Raw genomic sequence first — 3,282 nt, 5'->3', positions numbered from 1 at the left:
ATGTTAGCATGTCGTATAAAAACCGTTACGCTTTTTGATATTACTTCAGAAAATAAGTTCCAAAGTATTATTCCCGAACAGAGAAAACTATTGTATACACAAGTATTAATGATAAGGGCTGTATAATAAGCCACAGAGGCCCAAGAATACTAGATTGATATCTTGATTGAAACTCTCGCCTAGCAGAACCAATAATAAAGCCTCTGTAGCGATAGATCGCGAGTAGCATCTCTTTCACTATTACTCCCCAATCAGTAATTCTAAAATTTCTTTTGTCTTATTATTCATCAAAACAGTATCTCCTATAGATTCAACATTTAAGCGAACAACTGGCTCTGTATTTGATGTTCTAAGATTAAAGCGCCAATCAGTGTATTCGATACTGATGCCATCAGTTAAATCAACATTAACTGCATCAGGTTCATAAATAGCTCTAATCTTGGCAATACAGCTATTGGCATTTGTCAGCTTACGGTTAATTTCGCCTGAGGCTGGAAATGCCTGCATGCGATCGCCAACCAATTGACTTAATGACATATTCTTGACACACAATAATTCAGCAACTAGCAGCCATGGGATCATGCCACTATCGCAATAGGCAAACTCTCGGAAATAGTGGTGAGAACTCATTTCACCGCCATATACCGCATCTTCTTTACGCATTCTTTCTTTAATAAAAGCATGTCCTGTTTTAGACATAACAGGGATACCACCTGCTTTAGAAATAATGTCAATTGTGTTCCAGGTTAACCGAGGATCATGAATTATTTTAGCGCCCTTCTCTTTTTGCAAGAAAGCTTCACCCAAAAGGCCGACAATATAATATCCTTCGATGAACTGGGCATGCTCATCAAATAGGAAGCAACGATCAAAATCTCCATCAAATGCAATTCCCATATCTGCACCAGACTCAGTAACAGATCTTGCCGTATCCGCGCGGCACTCAGGTAGTAACGGATTAGGAATGCCATTTGGGAAATGACCATCAGGTTGATGATGAACTTTTATGAACTCAACGGGGATATGTGCAGTAGTAAAGCGTTTTTCGATTTCATCAATAACATGTCCAGCAGCCCCATTGCCGGAATTAATAACCAACTTTAGTGGCCGAGTGAAGTTTTTAAAATCGATATAGCCCATTAAGTGATCAACGTACTCTTTAAGCACTGAAATCTTTTTGTAGCGACCTCGGTTATTCTTATCAACTACTTTAAAATCATTTTTCTCAGCAAGTCTTTGGATATCGCGTAGACCAGTATCACCACTGATAGGTTTAGCATCTTCACGTACCAGTTTCATACCATTATAATCCATTGGATTATGGCTGGCTGTCACTTCAATCCCACCATCAACACCTAAGTGGAAAGTCGCGAAATAAATTTCCTCTGTGCCACTTAAGCCAATATCTAAAACATCACTACCAGCATCCATCAAGCCCTCTGCCAAGGCCATTTTTAATGGTTCACTGGTTAAACGTACATCGCCACCGACGACAATTGTTTTTGGTTTCAAATATTCACCAAATGCCCGACCAATACGATAAGCTATATCTTCATTCAGCTCTGAACCCAATTGGCCACGGATATCATAAGCTTTAAAACACGTTAAAGTATTCATTGTTTCCTCAAATCAGCAGCGGCCATAGTGGTCTTTTACTCTAATAATATCGTCATCACCCAAATAAGAACCCGATTGAACTTCAATCAATTCAAGTGGAATTTTACCGGGATTTTCCAACATATGGAGAGAACCAATAGGGATAAAAGTAGATTGGTTTTCGGTAATTAAAAACGTTTTGTCTCCAATCGTCACTTTTGCTGTGCCGGAGAGCACAATCCAGTGCTCTGCTCGATGATGATGCATTTGCATAGAAAACGAACCGCCTGGCTTAACCGTAATCCGGTTGACGTTAAAGCGTTGTTCATTAACCACAATATCGCAACGTCCCCAAGGACGATAAGTTTCTCTGTGGCGGCGATATTCACTTCGTTTTGTTTGCTTGAGATGCTCGACAATTTTTTTAACATCTTGCACTTTAGATTTATCCACCACCAATACAGCATCTTTCGTACTAACAATAACTAAATTATCTACCCCTACCGCAGCAACTAACTTTTCATCAGTATTGATATAGCAATTCTGAGTATCGTGCAGGAATGTATCACCGGTAACTGCATTACCTGATTTGTCTTTATTGCTAACATCCCAGAGTGCAGACCATGAACCAACATCACTCCAGCCAGCATCAAGAGGTACAACAACTGCACTACTGGTTTGTTCCATTACGGCATAATCAATCGATTCATCCGGACAAGCACTGAATTTATCTTTATCTATGGTGATAAAATCGTTATCTGAATCCGAATCTTTGATTGCCGCTTTGCAAGCGTCAAGAATATCTGGCCTGAATTTTTCCAATTCTTGAATATACCGCTTAGCACGGAACATAAACATGCCACTATTCCAGTAGTACTCACCCGAGCTGATATATTGTTCTGCAGTTTCTAAGCTAGGTTTTTCAACAAAGCGTTTAACTTTGAATGCTTCAGAAACATCATTAAGGGTCGCGTCACCACGCTGTATGTAGCCATAGCCCGTTTCAGGGCCAGTCGGCACAATCCCAAAGGTGACCAGACTGTCTGTTTTCGCAAATGGAATAGCACTAATGACTGCTTGATGGAAAGCATCGCAATTATTGATGATATGGTCGGCTGCTAACACCAGCATTATTGGATCGTCGCCTTGAGAAACGGCGTTTAAAGCAGCCAACGCAATGGCTGGCGCAGTATTACGACCTACAGGTTCTAATATTATATTGTGTGACAGCTTATTTATCTGTCGCAACTGTTCAGCAACCAAGAAGCGATGTTCTTCATTACAGATAACAACCGGTTCTCTAACAGAAATGCCCTCTAAACGATTTACAGTCTCCTGCAGCATCGAATTTACCCCATGTAATCGTAAGAACTGTTTGGGATAAAGCTCTCTTGACATCGGCCACAGACGGCTACCTGTCCCACCAGCCATAATCACCGGAAGTAACATCATATATCCTTAATTATTATAAAGTTGCGTACTAAAAGTGTTACACTACAAATGAGAACGGCAATCATTTCACTTTAAATAATAATCAGTAAATTCAATCGATTTAACAACGCTACCGCCCTTGGCTTTACAGCTACCAATAGCTATTTGGTCATATTTACAGCATTTGTCAGCATTTGTCAGCATTGCCAAATTATAGATGTATGATTCTACTGAGCAAATTATACCCATATAATC

2 protein-coding genes are annotated in these 3,282 nt (G+C 39.9%); both read right to left on the bottom strand.

Annotation, left to right across the window (positions count from 1 at the left end; all coding sequences use genetic code 11):
• Window positions 1–240 precede the first annotated feature (240 nt).
• Window positions 241–1,617: a phosphomannomutase CpsG gene (cpsG, locus tag FTA91_RS05070; protein WP_145534427.1), complete on the bottom strand. Its 1,377-nt coding sequence runs from the start codon at window positions 1,615–1,617 to the stop codon at window positions 241–243.
• Window positions 1,618–1,629: 12 nt separating this feature from the next.
• The gene (locus FTA91_RS05065) at window positions 1,630–3,045 is read right to left on the bottom strand and encodes a mannose-1-phosphate guanylyltransferase/mannose-6-phosphate isomerase (protein ID WP_145534436.1); all 1,416 of its coding nucleotides are present in this window, start codon (window positions 3,043–3,045) and stop codon (window positions 1,630–1,632) included.
• Window positions 3,046–3,282: the final 237 nt, after the last annotated feature.

This window comes from Yersinia thracica (assembly GCF_902170565.1).
Classification (GTDB): Bacteria; Pseudomonadota; Gammaproteobacteria; order Enterobacterales; family Enterobacteriaceae; genus Yersinia; species Yersinia thracica.
This window is presented reverse-complemented; position numbering and strand designations above follow the sequence as displayed.